The sequence below is a fragment of the Calothrix anomala FACHB-343 genome (genome assembly GCF_014696435.1).
In the GTDB taxonomy this organism is placed as follows: domain Bacteria; phylum Cyanobacteriota; class Cyanobacteriia; order Cyanobacteriales; family Nostocaceae; genus Aulosira; species Aulosira anomala_A.
This window is the reverse complement of sequence record NZ_JACJQG010000001.1, coordinates 231531-246358: the sequence shown is the minus strand read 5'-3', so window position 1 is coordinate 246358 and position 14828 is coordinate 231531. Positions and strand designations below refer to the sequence as shown.

Annotated in this window: 12 protein-coding genes and 1 pseudogene; 8 read left to right on the top strand and 5 right to left on the bottom strand. The window is 42.3% G+C overall.

The window, feature by feature from the left end:
* Window positions 1-157: 157 nt before the first annotated feature.
* A complete protein-coding gene (locus tag H6G08_RS00945; RefSeq protein ID WP_190538419.1) occupies window positions 158-493 on the top strand; it encodes a XisI protein in 336 nt (111 codons plus the stop codon).
* Window positions 494-599: 106 nt separating this feature from the next.
* Here H6G08_RS00945 and H6G08_RS00940 read toward each other — a convergent pair whose 3' ends face one another.
* The 3 genes and pseudogenes from H6G08_RS00940 to H6G08_RS00930 all read right to left on the bottom strand — a co-directional run.
* On the bottom strand, window positions 600-1334 hold the full coding sequence (locus H6G08_RS00940; protein WP_190538418.1) for a DUF1995 family protein: 735 nt from the start codon (window positions 1332-1334) through the stop codon (window positions 600-602).
* Between the two features lie 359 nt (window positions 1335-1693).
* Window positions 1694-2512 carry an SDR family oxidoreductase gene (locus H6G08_RS00935; RefSeq protein WP_190538417.1) on the bottom strand — a complete coding sequence of 273 codons (819 nt, stop codon included), beginning with the start codon at window positions 2510-2512 and terminating at the stop codon, window positions 1694-1696.
* 194 nt (window positions 2513-2706) lie between these two features.
* Window positions 2707-3027: pseudogene (locus tag H6G08_RS00930) on the bottom strand (endonuclease domain-containing protein); the annotation flags it as partial.
* A 390-nt stretch (window positions 3028-3417) separates the two neighbouring features.
* On the opposite strand from H6G08_RS00930, the gene H6G08_RS00925 reads away from it, so the two are divergent.
* The 3 genes from H6G08_RS00925 to phnE all read left to right on the top strand — a co-directional run bounded on the left by H6G08_RS00925 (window position 3418) and on the right by phnE (window position 6122).
* A complete protein-coding gene (locus tag H6G08_RS00925) occupies window positions 3418-4410 on the top strand; it encodes a phosphate/phosphite/phosphonate ABC transporter substrate-binding protein (protein ID WP_190538415.1) in 993 nt (330 codons plus the stop codon).
* Between the two features lie 155 nt (window positions 4411-4565).
* Window positions 4566-5303, top strand: a complete 738-nt coding sequence (locus H6G08_RS00920) for a phosphonate ABC transporter ATP-binding protein (RefSeq protein WP_190538453.1) — start codon at window positions 4566-4568, stop codon at window positions 5301-5303.
* 24 nt (window positions 5304-5327) lie between these two features.
* Window positions 5328-6122: a phosphonate ABC transporter, permease protein PhnE gene (gene phnE / locus H6G08_RS00915; RefSeq protein ID WP_190538414.1), complete on the top strand. Its 795-nt coding sequence runs from the start codon at window positions 5328-5330 to the stop codon at window positions 6120-6122.
* Window positions 6123-6388: 266 nt separating this feature from the next.
* On the opposite strand, the gene H6G08_RS00905 is transcribed toward phnE, so the two are convergent.
* Together H6G08_RS00905 and H6G08_RS00900 are read right to left on the bottom strand one after the other, a co-directional pair.
* The gene (locus tag H6G08_RS00905; RefSeq protein ID WP_190538412.1) at window positions 6389-7087 is read right to left on the bottom strand and encodes a (2Fe-2S) ferredoxin domain-containing protein; all 699 of its coding nucleotides are present in this window, start codon (window positions 7085-7087) and stop codon (window positions 6389-6391) included.
* Between the two features lie 51 nt (window positions 7088-7138).
* Window positions 7139-7390 (bottom strand): Asr1405/Asl0597 family protein, encoded by a 252-nt coding sequence (locus H6G08_RS00900; protein ID WP_190538411.1) that lies wholly within the window; start codon window positions 7388-7390, stop codon window positions 7139-7141.
* A 627-nt stretch (window positions 7391-8017) separates the two neighbouring features.
* Here H6G08_RS00900 and dpsA point away from each other — a divergent pair.
* The 4 genes from dpsA (at window position 8018) to H6G08_RS00880 (ending at window position 14611) form a co-directional block, all read left to right on the top strand.
* Window positions 8018-8572: a DNA starvation/stress protection protein DpsA gene (gene dpsA / locus H6G08_RS00895; protein WP_190538410.1), complete on the top strand. Its 555-nt coding sequence runs from the start codon at window positions 8018-8020 to the stop codon at window positions 8570-8572.
* Window positions 8573-9104: 532 nt separating this feature from the next.
* Window positions 9105-12368: a carbamoyl-phosphate synthase large subunit gene (gene carB / locus H6G08_RS00890; protein WP_190538409.1), complete on the top strand. Its 3264-nt coding sequence runs from the start codon at window positions 9105-9107 to the stop codon at window positions 12366-12368.
* Between the two features lie 592 nt (window positions 12369-12960).
* Window positions 12961-13917, top strand: a complete 957-nt coding sequence (locus H6G08_RS00885; RefSeq protein ID WP_190538408.1) for an RNA polymerase sigma factor, RpoD/SigA family — start codon at window positions 12961-12963, stop codon at window positions 13915-13917.
* 349 nt (window positions 13918-14266) lie between these two features.
* On the top strand, window positions 14267-14611 hold the full coding sequence (locus H6G08_RS00880) for a DUF760 domain-containing protein (protein ID WP_190538407.1): 345 nt from the start codon (window positions 14267-14269) through the stop codon (window positions 14609-14611).
* Window positions 14612-14828 lie beyond the last annotated feature (217 nt).

Sequence of the window (14828 nt, the reverse complement as noted above, 5' to 3'; positions counted from 1 at the left end):
TGAAATATGCTGTATATCTAAATACCAATTTAAATAGTGTTGGCGGCACATCAATATATTCTAGAGGGCATGGCATTGCCATGCCCCTACCATTTGTCGCATTATTTTTTCAAATAAATCTAATCATTTACGATGTTGAAACAGAGGAAATTATTCTATGGCAGACTTAAACCAATACCGTGAATGTATTCGGCAATTGCTGACAGAATATGCCCAGCTTACTGCATCTAATGATGAGATAGAATCACAAACAATTTTTGATGTAGAAAAAGACCATTACCAACTAATATATATCGGTTGGCAAAATAAACGCAGAATTTTTGGCCCGGTGATGCATTTTGATATTAAAAACGGCAAAATTTGGATTCAGTGGAATGGAACTGAAGAGGATGTAGGCGAAAAGCTAGCTGCAATGGGAGTACCAAAACATGATATTGTAGTCGGATTTCATCCGCCTTATATCCGTCAGTATACAGATTATGCCGTGAGTTAAATATCTACAAATTATTGAGGCAATAAAATCTTAGTCAGAAAGCAATTTTTTCAATTAAAAAAATAGGGAGAATTGCTAGGGCACAATATTATTGTGCCCACATGTTTTAACTACTCAAAGCCTTTAAGAACCGTTGTAAACCCTTCAGTACGCTAGGCTTTTTCGCAGGTGCAGTATCGATTGCTGTTTGCGGCTGTCCTTTCATGAGGATGAGATCTAAGTCATCACCAGATGGCTTTGTCGCTAATTCCGCAATTTTTTGATACTCATCACCCTTTTCTACCCAAACTGACCACTGTCCGGGATAGCATCGAAAAACGGCAGTTTGGTCATCTACAGGGCGTAAGTAGTAGCAAGATTCGATGTTACCAATAAAACGCTGACGCACTTGTCTGGCGGCATAACCCAAGCCGACTACACCATAATCTTCTAAGCGAGGATTTAAGAAAATTACAGGGCGATCGCCAATTTCTGCCATTAACTTTTCCATTTGCGGTACTTCCACAGAAGTTGGTGCAATAAACAGAAAAATTTCATCCTCTGGTTTAATTTTGGTACTAGGCGCATTAGCTCTACCCGTACCAATATCTGTAATTTTAAATGCAGCGTCTTTCCATTGGTTGCGCGCCAAAGCTGCTGCACCCGCATCAGCAAAGAAAACCTTCAAGCCTGAACCATATTCAGCAAATACAGGCAAATAATCTTCCGCTACTAGCATAAATTTGAGTTCAGGAAACAAAAACTCAACTTGTAGGCGAGTTTGTCCATCTGCTAAGGCTGCTTGGGTAGCTACGCGAGATTGGGCGATCGCTTCTTCAAGACTCTTGGGAAGTTCACTCATAATCTGGCTCTTACTCTGGCTCGTAATTTGGTGTCTACTTTCATTGTTTCAGGATTAGCGATCTAAGTTAGCAACCCTTTGTTGCTAAATGTAGTTCAAATTTGTCACCCTGGAGCTTAAAAATTGAGTCAGTCTTGAGGATAGTTAGATATACAGCCTAGAGGCAGATTAAATCTGCCAAATTTTTGCATAAATTAATCTGGGATGTCTGTTTAAGCACCAGGATATAATCAGGCTTGGCTCAATGCCGAGCCTTTTTTTTGGATGAAGTAGCCGTCATGAATTGCTTACACCAGAACGGATGAAAAAACTTTCTTAAGAGTCAACAGTCAACAGTCAACAGTCAACAGTCAACAGTGCTAAACAGTAGTTGGTTGTAAAAAAAGCTTCTCCCAGTCAATGAAAGTCGGTCTTGTTCCTTTATTCGCCAATTCATAAATTTGTCTTGCAGTTGCTGGGATAAAAATGCATTCTACACAAGCTGATGCGACATCAATGCGGCTAGCATCACCTGCAAGTTTATCGCCTTGACCGATAACTACACCTAATTTACTATCGGTTTTGGCTTTTAAAAGACTGTTGAGGTCGTATGAGGTATAAGGGCCATCAATCAAACGTCCCGGACGGATAATAGTGTAGGGTAATCCAGAATTAGCGATCGCTTGTTCACCTTTTTGTTTCGCATCCAGCACGCCAAAACCATTGAGAATATTAAAAGGCGGCTGATCTTTACGCAAAACACCACAAGAAGACACAAACACAAATCGCTGAAGATTAGGCGGTGCGGCTGCTACTAAATTAATTACACCTTGCGCATCAACTTTTTGGGGACTGTTCTTTGCTCTAGATTCACGCAACTGCGGATCAAATAGTAGTTGCGCCCATTCAATCCAACTAGGATCGGGATCGAATTCCCATCTCCCAGAAGGAAAAGCAGTAGTACCAGTACAACAGATAATATGAGTAACATTTGTCATTGCGGCGGGTAATGTAGCGGCGTCGCGAATATCACCAACAGCAATTTCCACGCGATCGTTAAACATCTTTTGGGCTTTTGCAGGATTCCTTGTGAGAATGCGAACCCCTAAGCCTTTCTCTAGTAGTTCACCTACTACTAATTGTCCTACACCACCAGTAGCACCAGCAACCAGCACCAAATCTTTAACTGAAGAAGTCATAATAGCCCTTAATATCTTTATCTACTGCTTAATTTAATTAAAAATGCTGTGCTTGCCATCGCTCCCAAGGCATTACTCAAGCATTATTAAATTATTTCATTCAAACTATTTCAATTCTTAGCCCCCTCCTCGCTTGCGGGGAACTCGGGGCCCCCACTCTGTGGGGATTAGGGGCAGGGGTTGGGGGTGGGGTTCTACCGACTTTGCAGCTCATGCACAATCTTTACCAACGTCTCATCAATTGAATTCAAAACATCCTCATTTTTCAACCTCATCACCTTTAACCCAAGACTTTCCAAAAATTCTTGACGAATTGCATCTTCTTGTTGGGTATATTCGTGAATTCCACCATCAACTTCAATAATCAAATGCGCTTGTTGACAGTAAAAATCCACAATAAAGCGATCGATTACATGCTGACGGCGAAACTTAAAACCTAGTAGTTGCTTAGATCTCAACTTCTGCCATAGTTTCTTTTCTGCAAGTGTCGGTTCGCGCCGCATCTGTCGTGCTAATGGCTTGAGTTTTTCCCAAAGTTTTGGTGGTGCTTGCCAAGGAACCCCACCCCCTAACCCCTGCCCCTAATCCCCACAGAGTGGGGGCCCCGAGTTCCCCGCAAGCGAGGAGGGGGAATCGAAATTGGAATTTGATTGTTGGCTTTGAGACATTTATTTTTGCCTAATTTTTTTCTTTGTCTATTGAGTTTTCCCAATCTTCGTGCTGCTAAAACTAGAACTACTCTGCTCCATGAATCAACTTGCGGCTTTACTCTATAAAATCCATTGATTAATGACTCATGTTTAAAAATATTGACTTTTATTCTCAAAAGTTTTAGATTGCTTTAAGGATTTACTTGCAACTATTTTGCAAAATTTTTGAGAAAAGTTCTTAATGGAGAGTGAGCAATGAGTGTGAGGAAAAAGGGCTTGTTGGCTGCTGGGGCTGCACTAACTGCCCTTGCAGGTTTTGCAGTCAGCACTTTTGGTGGATTAGAACCAATTACTGCTAATTCAACTATTAGTCAACAAGTTAATCAACAAGCACCTACTTTGCTTGCCCAAAGACAAAACATCACTTCTTTAACAGTAGTTTTCCCTAGTAGATCTGATTCCACTGATTTGCAAAATAAAGCCAATGCTGTAGGCGCGTTTTTATCTAAAGAATTGGGAATCCCAGTTAAAGCACAAGTGGGTGATGATACAGCTGCGGTGGAAGCATTAAGAGCAAATCGTGCTGATGTCGCTTTCTTGAGTAGCCGTCCGGCGTTGAAAGCAGAACAATTAGCTAATGCTCGTTTGTATTTAGCTGAAGTGCGCGATAACTATTCCGGAAGATACACCTATAGCTCAGTATTTGTAGTTCCCAAAAATAGCCCTTTAAAAAGTAGAAACAACGCCAAAGGCACCCTAGAACAACTACGCGGTAAAAGAATGGCGTTTACTTCTCCTACTTCTGGTTCCGGGTTTATTTTCCCCACTAGTGAATTAGTTAAACAGGGATTTGTCCCCGATAAAGACCGCTTAAATGGGTTCTTCGGTCAAGTTAGCTATGGTGGTAATTACAGCAAAGCACTGCAAGCTGTACTGCGAGGACAAGCAGATGTAGCTGCTGTATCAGAATATGCGCTAAATCCTCCGTACATTACCGCAGAAGAAAAAAATCAGTTGCGCGTACTGCATAGAATTGCTGGCGTACCTGCTCACGGTATCGCCATTGATGATGATGTTCCCGCACCCATGCGCGAAAAAATTATTAATGCCCTACTCAAGTTAAATCAATCACAAAACAATCAGCTACTACGTAACTTATATAACTCTACAGAATTGGTGAGAGTAGATCACAATCGTCACCTAGCACCAGTACGGAATGCACTGGCAAGTATTGGTATTGAACCGTAGTTGATAAAGGGCATGAGGCAGAGAGGGACAAGGGAAGGAGGACAAAAACAATTGTAGAGACGCGATTAATCGCGTCTCTACCCAATGCCCAATGCCCCTGCCCCTGCCCCATGCCCATTTTGATAACCTTACATACTGGTGGAATTAATTTAGGGATGAACGATTATGTAATTGAGTGCCATAACTTAGAGACAGCTTATGTAAATTCTCTCAATCGCCCGATTCTTAATGGCATTAATTGTCAAATTAATCGGGGCGAATTTGTCGTCTTATTAGGACTAAATGGCGCTGGTAAATCTACCCTACTGCGATCGCTTGTAGGATTAGTACCGTTAGTTAAGGGTGAAATTCAAATTAATGGTGTGACAATGACACCCCGCACATTACCAGCAATCCGGCGTGATGTGTCGATGCTATTTCAAGGTGGCGGGTTAATTCGCCAGTTATCTGCTATCGAAAATGTGCTTTGTGGACGCTTGGGTACAAAGACAACTTGGCAAACTTTATTTGGTTTTGGGCGACGCGATCGCCTTTTGGCATTAGATTTATTAGAACAGTTGGGTTTAAAAGAATTCGCTGAACAAAAAACCAGCCAACTCAGTGGGGGACAACAGCAACGAGTGGCGATCGCTCGTGCTTTAATTCAATCACCACAAATTCTCTTAGCTGATGAACCCATCACCGGCTTGGATGTCATCGCTTGTCAACAAGTGATGCAGACTTTATCAGAATTGCATTCTCAACAAGGCATGACAATTGTCACGGTATTGCACGATCTAGGGATTGCAGCAGAATATGCTCAAAGAGCGATCGTAGTCGATGCTGGATGTATTGTTTATGACGGTGCTTGCGACAACCTGCAAGCAAAATTTTCCCAATTATCCCAAGTGTAAAGTATAAGCGCGTAAATACCCATTATGAATTACTTATTTAATTCCCATCCTCTCCGGCGCTACCCTTGGGTAAGTTTTTTAATTTTTCTGTTAATAGCCGTTGTCGTTTATAGTTGGGCATTACAAGGACTCAAAGTCGATTTTGCCTTAGTTTCTAACAGCTGGCCTTATATAACTGACTTTATATCCCGATTATTCCCACCAGATACAACAGTTTTAGATATAGCAATTCAAGCGCTAATTGAAACTGTACAAATGTCACTGTGGGGAACTACTATCGGTGCCATTATTTCCGTACCAATTGCTGTAGCTAGTGCCAACAATGTAGCCCCAAAATGGTTGCAATGGTTAGCCAATTTACTACAAAATACTGTTCGTTCCGTCCCTTCAATTATTCTGGGGTTAATTTTTGTCGCCGCTACAGGATTAGGCGCACCAGCAGGGACTTTAGCCTTAGGAATTTATACTATCGGCTACCTGGCTAAATTTTATCAACAGGCGATTGAGTCCGTGAATTCGCGCTCCATAGAATCTTTAGAAGTCATCGGTGCATCTAAATTACAAATTGCCCAATATGGAATTTTGCCTCAAGTACTACCTTTGGGATTAGGTTATACATTTTGGATGTTTGAATATAATATCCGTGCTGCTTCTGTGTTGGGTGTCGTCGGTGCAGGTGGTATTGGCTTTCAGTTGAAAAGTTACATTGACGGTTTTGAGTACAACAAAGCTACAACCATGATGCTTGTACTTTTAGTAGTCGTCACAGTTATCGATGCGTTTAGTAGCCAGTTACGCCGCCGTCTTGATTCTATGTAGTTCTATTTGATGTGTGAACAAAAGGGACAAGGGAGACAAGGGAGACAAGGAGGAAAAACAAATGACTATCGACTATTGAGCAATGCCCAATGCCCAATGCCCAATGCCTATTTTTACGGCTTGTCTATTGTTTTTTCAAATCGTTATTACTTCCAGCATTGATTTTTAAAAGTACTAGTTTTGCAAATATTTTGCAAAAAATTTGCAAAACTATAGTACCCAAAATAAAAAGGAAACACTAAAAAATTTCTTGTAATATATTCTCATTAACGAGTGGCAATTCCACTAGCTATAGATTGTATTGGAATAGGTACTTCTGTTACTTCTTCTAACTGGCGTTCTGTATTGCGATCGCCAAAATGTTTATCTATGACTTTGGGGACTTGTGCGGCACTAATGCGAGTGTAGCGGGTTTTATCGGGCATAACTACGTTAGGGCCTGCTTTGCAGTTTTTCATACAGCCAGTACCTTTGATGGTAACTTGGTCTTCTAAACCGCGATCGCTTAAAGCAGCTTCCAACGCCTGACAAACTCCCTTACCACCGCGTTTCATACAGTCAGATTTTTGACATACCAAAATCGTACTTTTACCTTTACTTGGCTTGGCGTTATCTTGGGTAATTGATGAAGGTTTCGCTTGGTGAGAGATAGGTGAAGGAATACCCATCTGTGTAATTTTCTCATTTGCCGTATCTTGTCGCGCTGCCATCACCCGTTCAGCTTTAAATGTGACTTCACCCGATGATAATTTGTGCTTTTTCTTACCTACAATTTGCAGCCAAGTACCTCGCGGTAAGCGCAAATCAAAAGCAAATCTTAAATGTTTCGCTAATTTTATATAACATTCGCCCTCAGCCGTCCATATCTGCAAGCCTTTAAGCTTATACCCATCTTTAATCACAAAATCCATAAACCTGCCCTCAAGGCAAAAATCTGATATTTGCTGATTGTGGTATTCACTCATGTCTTTGTACCTAATTATATTTATTGGGACATAGTATTCAGAGAGAAAGTCTTAGCGGTAGGGACTTTGCCAGCATTTTTCCAGACTCCAAATTAAGTCTTGACGCGCAAGTGTAAATTGACGCATCAAGCACCAAAGTTGAATAGCCGCTAGAGAATTGCTAATTTCAACTTTCAACGGCTGATTAGGCTCACACCAACAAGGAATATCTAGTTCTTGTAAACGTTGATACACCTGCCAGCGATCTACCCAATTCACCTCTAAAACATGCTTGCTTTCGACTTGTGAGCTAGACGGTTTCAAGAAATGTACCCTCAAAGTGCAACAAACTTGCAGTAACTACCGCGCTTTAATTCGCTGCTGTTTCCCATTTTGGGGACTTCAGCTTTATAAACCAGCATAACCTAAGTGCAAACAATTCTCATTTATTTTAGATAAGAATCTCAAATACTTGCAATGATCTCCCATCAAAGGGGCAGGGGAAAAGGAGGAAAAATGACGACTGTAGGGGCGGGTTTACCGACATTGGTGTCCAATTAACGCGAAACCCTTGCCAAGAATCGAATCGATGAGCGAATTTCATCGCCTATCATCAATATCCGCGTTACCCCACCCCAGTTTTATCTAAAGCCAAAACTTCCCCTCCCCGTTAACGGGGAGGGGTAAAAGGCTTGTGAGGTAAGCGTTTGAACTTAAGTTGACAGCAATGGTTTACCGATATCCTCGTTTATTAACAAAGATCCAAAGAAACCCGCTTCTACTGCACTAATGACTAATGACTATTGACTATTGATACACTTCACGAAATGAAGAATGTTAATGAGAAAAATTTAAAATACCATCAAATTAATTAGAATTGCGTTTAATTTTTAGAGTGTTAATATGTAGAAATTCAGCAGTTAAACTTAACTGATAGAAGCGAGGAGAACCATGTCTGAAACCACAACAGTGTTACGAAACTTTGGTGATGTTTATGACAATCCTGTCTTATTAGATCGCAGTGTAACTGCACCTGTTACAGAAGGATTTAACGTTGTTTTAGCTAGTTTTCAAGCACTTTCTTTGCAATATCAAAAACATCATTTTGTAGTTGAAGGTGCAGAATTTTACTCATTACATGAGTTTTTTAATGACAGCTACAAAGATATCCAAGATCATATTCATGAAATTGGCGAGCGCTTAGATGGATTAGGTGGTGTACCAGTTGCTACCTTCAGCAAATTGGCAGAATTAACTTGTTTTACGCAAGAGCCAGATGGCGTATATTCTTCGCGTCAAATGGTAGAAAATGACCTAGCCGCAGAACAAGCTATTATTGGTGTAATTCGTCGCCAAGCTGCTCAGGCAGAGAGTTTGGGCGACCGGGGTACACGCTATCTCTACGAAAAAATCCTGTTAAAAACTGAAGAACGGGCTTATCATTTGTCCCACTTCCTCGCTAAAGACAGCTTAACCTTGGGTTTTGTCCAACCTGCGCAAAACTAAAACTCTCATAATTTCGATAAGTTGCTTTTAACAGCATAAAAACTAGGCAGAAATAAGTCTTAAGAAAATATTAAATTTTGCAGAGAGTAGGCTAACTACATCTCTGCAATTTTTAATGATTAATGTATACCAATTAACAAAATATTGAAGATTATAAAATATTCTTTATTAGCTACTTAGCAATATTTTTATTTAATGTTACCGTAATTTAATTACTTATCAACTATATATTATGTACAAACTTCAGAATCTTTTGCTAAAAATTGTCATTTTCAATAAAAATTAGTCATTAGTCATTGGTCAATAGTCAATAGTCAGTAGGGGCGGGTTTATTTGGATCTTTGTTAATAAATGAGGATATTGGTGAACCCGCCCCTACAGTCGTCATTTGTCCCCCTTCCCTTGTCCCCCTACCCCCTACCCCCCCCACTCTGTCATCAAACTTAGAAAACTTGATAATAAAAGGCGTGACCAGGGATAAACAATCTTAAAATAATCAGGATTTGTATTCTCGTACTCCATCCCAAAGACTATGCCCCGCCGTCAAGATCTCCGGAAGATACTGCTTTTAGGTTCTGGCCCGATTGTAATTGGACAAGCCTGTGAATTTGACTATTCTGGTACTCAAGCTTGTAAGGCTTTACGTGAAGAAGGTTATGAAGTGGTGCTGGTGAATTCTAACCCAGCAACTATCATGACCGATCCGGAAACAGCCGATCGCACTTATATTGAACCGCTAACACCGGAATTAGTCGCTAAAGTTATCGCTAAAGAGCGCCCTGACGCTTTACTACCCACTATGGGCGGACAAACCGCTTTAAACATCGCCGTAGCTTTGGCGAAAAATGGTGTTTTAGACGAGTATGGCGTGGAGTTAATTGGCGCTAAACTCCCAGCGATTGAAAAAGCTGAAGATAGAAAACTCTTCAATGATGCAATGGCGAAAATTGGGGTGCATGTCTGTCCTAGCGGGACAGCTTCATCTTTAGAAGAAGCCAAAGCGATCGCTCGTCGCATTGGGACTTATCCTTTAATTATCCGTCCTGCTTTCACAATGGGTGGTACGGGTGGCGGTATTGCTTACAACCAAGAAGAATTTGAAGAAATGGCGCAGGTTGGTATCGATGCTAGCCCAGTTTCCCAAATTCTCATTGACCAATCTTTACTCGGTTGGAAAGAGTATGAATTAGAAGTAATGCGAGATTTAGCAGATAACGTGGTAATTATCTGCTCCATCGAAAACTTTGACCCGATGGGTATCCACACCGGCGACTCAATTACCGTAGCACCAGCCCAAACCCTCACCGATAAAGAATATCAACGCCTGCGGGATATGGCAATTAAAATCATCCGCGAGATAGGTGTGGAAACTGGCGGTTCTAATATCCAGTTTGCCGTGAATCCGGTTAACGGGGATGTTGTTGTCATTGAAATGAACCCCCGTGTATCTCGCAGTTCCGCCCTGGCTTCTAAAGCCACTGGCTTTCCCATTGCCAAAATGGCGGCGAAGTTAGCTGTGGGCTATACCTTGGATGAAATTAGAAACGATATCACCAAGCAAACCCCGGCATCCTTTGAACCGACAATTGACTATGTAGTTACCAAAATCCCCCGGTTTGCGTTTGAAAAATTCCCCGGTTCGGAAGCGGTGTTAACTACGCAAATGAAGTCCGTCGGTGAAGCCATGTCCATCGGGCGGACTTTCAACGAATCATTTCAAAAAGCCCTGCGTTCCTTAGAAACCGGACGCGCTGGCTGGGGTTGCGACAAAGCCGAGAAATTACCCAGTGGCGAACAAATTCGCGCTCAATTACGCACGCCGAACCCTGAGCGGATTTTTGCTTTGCGTCATGCTTTATTACTGGGGCTAACTAATGACGAAATCTATGAACTGACAGGAATCGATCCTTGGTTTCTCGATAAATTGCAACAAATCCTCGAAGTTGAGAAATTCCTCAAACGCACGCCGTTGCAGCAATTGACAAAAGAACAGATGTATGGTGTGAAACGTGAGGGATTTAGCGATCGCCAAATTGCCTTTGCCACCAAAACCACCGAAGATGAAGTGCGGACATATCGCCAACAATTAGGAGTCATCCCGGTTTACAAAACTGTAGATACCTGCGCCGCCGAATTTGAAGCGTTTACGCCTTATTACTATTCCACCTACGAAGACGAAACGGAAGTTTTACCCACCACCAAGCCAAAAGTGATGATTTTAGGTGGAGGCCCCAACCGCATCGGCCAGGGAATTGAGTTTGATTACTGCTGTTGTCACGCCGCCTATGCCCTCAAAGGTGCTGGATATGAGACGATTATGGTCAACTCTAACCCAGAGACAGTCTCTACAGATTATGACACCAGCGATCGCCTGTACTTTGAGCCGCTAACCAAAGAAGATGTCCTCAACATCATCGAAGCTGAAAACCCTGTAGGCATTATTGTCCAATTTGGCGGACAGACACCCTTGAAATTAGCTGTACCTTTACAAAAGTATTTGCAGCAATTAGAAGCCGGGGAAAATTCTGTCATTCCCCAAATTTGGGGAACATCGCCCGATTCTATCGATATGGCTGAAGATAGGGAAAGATTTGAGAAAATTCTCAACCAATTAAATATTGCTCAACCACCCAACGGAACCGCCCGCAATTACGAAGACGCGCTGATTGTCGCTAAACGCATTGGTTATCCCGTGGTAGTGCGTCCCAGCTATGTATTGGGAGGAAGGGCGATGGAAATCGTCTACTCCGATACAGAATTAGAACGCTACATGACCTTTGCAGTACAGGTAGAACCAGATCACCCGATTTTGATTGATAAATTCTTAGAAAATGCCATCGAAGTTGATGTAGATGCGATCGCCGACCACACTGGCCGCGTTGTGATTGGTGGTATTATGGAACACATCGAACAGGCGGGGATTCATTCTGGTGATTCTGCTTGCTCCTTACCTTCCATTTCCCTTCCCCCAGCAGTGCTAAATCAAATTCGCACTTGGACAGTACAACTAGCACAGGCGCTTTCAGTAGTCGGGCTGATGAACATTCAGTTTGCTGTTGTTGGTGCTAGTAGCTACTCGCCGCAAATTTACATTCTTGAAGCCAACCCCCGCGCCTCTCGGACTGTACCGTTTGTGTCTAAAGCCACTGGTGTGCAGTTGGCAAAACTAGCATCCTTAATTATGTCCGGTAAAACCTTAGAAGAGCTAGGCTTTACCCAAGAAGTAATTCCCCGTCACATAGCAGTGAAAGAAGCCGTACTGCCATTTAATAAATTCCCCGGTACCGATACCATATTGGGGCCAGAAATGCGCTCCACAGGTGAAGTTATGGGAATTGACAGCGACTTTGGCCGCGCCTATGCCAAAGCCGAAATTGGTGCGGGGGAACGGTTACCCTTATCAGGAACCGTCTTCGTCTCCATGAACGATCGCGATAAAGCCCCAGCAGTTAACGTCATCAAAGAATTTATCGATCTAGGCTTTACGGTAATGGCGACATTTGGGACACGCAAAGTCCTGCAGGAACATGGCTTAGATGTGGAATTAGTCCTAAAACTCCATGAAGGGCGTCCCCACGTTCTCGACGCTATCAAAAACCAGAAAATCCAACTTATTATCAACACTCCATCGGGAGAAGAAGCCCATACTGATGCTAGGTTAATCCGCCGCACAGCCTTGGCTTACAAAATCCCCATCATCACCACCATCGCCGGTGCCAAAGCCACCGTCGCCGCCATTCGTTCTCTGCAATCTACCACTTTAGATGTAAAAGTCCTGCAAGATTATTGTGCTTAAGTAGGGCATAGGGCATGGGGCATGGGGCATGGGGAGTCAACAGTCAACAGTCAACAGTCAACAGTCAATTGTTCCCTAACCCCTAGCCCCTAGTCCCTAACCCCTAACCCCTAACCCCCAGCCCCTAGCAAAAATTAAGCAATTGTTATAGATGATTCTTTATAGAAACCATTGAGTTATTTTAAGAAATATGAGAAATAGTCACTGCCGTCAGCAAAACCTATTCTGAGCTACTAAACCCTATCTAAATATATGACTGCCTTACATCAACTGAAACCGCCTGTAACATCGAGGCAAATCAATGATCCGATTTCTCTCATAAATGTTACAATTATTAATGATGAAATAATCCAAAAAATGTACTACTCATTACGGTTTATCTAACTCTAGATACTTGTGCAACCTGGTGAATAACTGTAACGTCTAGAACAGTTAAGCACCAAATTGAATTAATATGACCAGCCGAGCTTCTCGGACAAGTAAATCGCCAACTATAGCCTGGGTTCTCCTTTCAACTGGGTAGCACCCTAGCAAAGCATCTATCACTTAATCACCCCACTGTCAAATCCAATAATTAGCAATGAGTAGCGCCATGAAGACCGCTCAGACAGCCACGGACCTCGTGCGGACTTACCTGCGTGAGATTGGCCGTGTGCCACTCCTGACCCACGAAGAAGAGATTTTTTATGGCAAACAGGTGCAGCGTTCAACTGCTTTGCATGATTTAAGAGAGGAGCTAGCCACCCAGTTAGGTCATCAACCAACCTTAGAAGAATGGGCAAAAGCATCACAGTTAGAATTGGCTGAGTTAAACGAAGCGATCGCTGATGGTGAATATGCCAAGCGAAAGATGGTAGAAGCTAACTTGCGGCTGGTAGTATCTGTTGCCAAAAAGTATATTAAGCGTAACGTCGATCTACTTGACTTGATTCAAGAAGGTAGTATCGGGATGCAACGCGGGGTAGAGAAATTTGACCCCACAAAAGGCTATAGATTTTCAACTTATGCTTATTGGTGGATTAGACAAGCGATTACAAGAGCGATCGCGGAAAAAGCGCGGACAATTCGCTTACCAATCCACATCACCGAAAAACTTAATAAAATTAAAAAAGCCCAGCGACAATTATCGCAAAAACTAGGACGAGCGCCTTCGGCTGGTGAACTAGCGCAAGAATTAGATTTGACACCGAAACAGGTAAGAGAATACCTCGAAAAAGCCCGTCTACCCCTATCCCTTGATTTGCGCTTGGGAGACAATTATGATACAGAACTCGGAGAAATGCTAGAAGATCCCGGTGCTTCTCCAGAAGAGTTTGTCATGCAATCTTCCCTATCCAACGACTTAGAACGCTTGATGGGAGATCTCACACCCCAACAGAAAGAAGTAATCACTCTCCGCTTTGGCTTAATGGATGGACAAGCTTTAACATTAGCGAGAATTGGCGAAATCCTCAACATTAGCCGCGAACGAGTCAGACAAATTGAACGGGAAGCCTTAACCAAACTGCGCAAATCTAAAGCCAACATGGATGAGTATTTGGCGAGTTAGTCATTTGTCAGAGACGCGATTAATCGCGTCTGTACAATTAATTTTCAATTATTATCTGTCTTCTCTCACAAAGCCTGAGCTGAGTCTGTCTTAGCTCAGGCTTTGCGCTTTATTATATGACCTATGCCCAATGCCCCATGCCCAATGCCCCATGCCCAATGCCCTATGCCCAATAGGTGAGAAAACACCAATCCTTTTGGTACGGTTACACCGACTGACTATAAATATATAACTTGTTACATTAGTTGACAGGAACAGGAAAGCACTAGCTAAGGTCAATTAAGGGTAGGCGTTGATTTGGAACCTTCATCAACACCGCAGCTAGTAGTATTAGTCAAGGAGTTGAAACGTGAGTAACCCATCCAATCGAGTCTCAGAATTTTTTAACAGTGAGTCAGAAACCAACGATACACTCTGGCAATATGTTAAGTCTTTGAGTCCAGAGACAGTTTCCCAGCTATCTAAACCGACTTCTGGAGAAGTGCTTCAGGTAATGGAACGCAATATTGTGGGGCTATTGGGTAATCTCCCTTCAGAACACTTTGGCGTTACCATCACTACTAGTAGAGAAAGTCTCGGTCGGCTTTTGGCTTCGGCAATGATTAGCGGTTACTTTTTGCGTAACGCTGAACAAAGAATGAATTTTGAAATGGTCTTACAAGGCACAGAAACCAACGATAGCGAAATTGAATAACAATGCTGTTGAGTTTATTTATAGACTCAGCCAAGCTGATATCAGTGACAAATATTTCTCTGCAAAATCCTAATCTCCTCCTCATAATTTACCCCTAACTCATGGATGAAAATAAAATCAATGGTTGGGGGTTAATCATATTAAAACTAGCATCCGGCAAGAAAATACTCATTATCAAGAATTAAAGTAACAACAATAGGTAGAATAAGTAGGCAAA

What these genes read in the sequence shown, in the direction of transcription:
- H6G08_RS00945 (WP_190538419.1), top strand. Translation starts at nt 158, where the DNA reads ATGGCAGACTTAAACCAATACCGTGAATGTATTCGGCAATTGCTGACA.
- H6G08_RS00940 (WP_190538418.1), bottom strand. Translation starts at nt 1,334, where the DNA reads ATGAGTGAACTTCCCAAGAGTCTTGAAGAAGCGATCGCCCAATCTCGC.
- H6G08_RS00935 (WP_190538417.1), bottom strand. Translation starts at nt 2,512, where the DNA reads ATGACTTCTTCAGTTAAAGATTTGGTGCTGGTTGCTGGTGCTACTGGT.
- H6G08_RS00925 (WP_190538415.1), top strand. Translation starts at nt 3,418, where the DNA reads ATGAGTGTGAGGAAAAAGGGCTTGTTGGCTGCTGGGGCTGCACTAACT.
- H6G08_RS00920 (WP_190538453.1), top strand. Translation starts at nt 4,566, where the DNA reads ATGAACGATTATGTAATTGAGTGCCATAACTTAGAGACAGCTTATGTA.
- phnE (WP_190538414.1), top strand. Translation starts at nt 5,328, where the DNA reads ATGAATTACTTATTTAATTCCCATCCTCTCCGGCGCTACCCTTGGGTA.
- H6G08_RS00905 (WP_190538412.1), bottom strand. Translation starts at nt 7,087, where the DNA reads ATGAGTGAATACCACAATCAGCAAATATCAGATTTTTGCCTTGAGGGC.
- dpsA (WP_190538410.1), top strand. Translation starts at nt 8,018, where the DNA reads ATGTCTGAAACCACAACAGTGTTACGAAACTTTGGTGATGTTTATGAC.
- carB (WP_190538409.1), top strand. Translation starts at nt 9,105, where the DNA reads ATGCCCCGCCGTCAAGATCTCCGGAAGATACTGCTTTTAGGTTCTGGC.
- H6G08_RS00885 (WP_190538408.1), top strand. Translation starts at nt 12,961, where the DNA reads ATGAAGACCGCTCAGACAGCCACGGACCTCGTGCGGACTTACCTGCGT.